The 387-nt window shown below is 64.3% G+C and carries 1 protein-coding gene and 1 pseudogene; one reads left to right on the forward strand and one right to left on the reverse strand.

All coding sequences use genetic code 11. The features are described from left to right. Positions 1-113: pseudogene (locus AC5RWX_RS34435) on the forward strand (acyl-CoA thioesterase); the annotation flags it as partial. Between the two features lie 54 nt (positions 114-167). Here the strand turns inward: AC5RWX_RS34435 and AC5RWX_RS34440 are convergent. Beyond that, positions 168-387, reverse strand: a 220-nt coding sequence (locus AC5RWX_RS34440; protein WP_494100598.1) for a DnaB-like helicase C-terminal domain-containing protein, incomplete at its 5' end; no start/stop codon positions are given.

Consider the following 387-nt stretch of genomic DNA (forward strand, 5'->3'; position numbering starts at 1 on the left):
TGCCTGTCAGCGAAGAGGATAAGAGGCTCCACGCCCACGCCCGCGAGCTGCTGGAAATCAGGGGCACTGCGCCGGGAAACCGGCTGCCGAACCATCTGTTGGCACAGGGCTGATCCGCTGGCCAAAATTTCGCAGGACTGACCAGCCCCTGCGGGGAGGACGTCTGCCTAGAAGCCTCCGCCGCCGGCGTCGGCCGCCATGTTGGCGAAGCGGGAGTAGTGGCCCTGGAAAGCCACTACGATGTCCTTGGTGGGGCCGTTACGGTGCTTGGCCACCAGGATGTCGGCTTCACCCGCGCGCGGTGATTCCTTGTCATACACGTCCTCACGGTGGAGCAGGATCACCATGTCCGCATCCTGCTCAATGGAGCCGGACTCACGGAGGTCC

This window comes from Arthrobacter sp. SPT-J7, assembly GCF_059089965.1.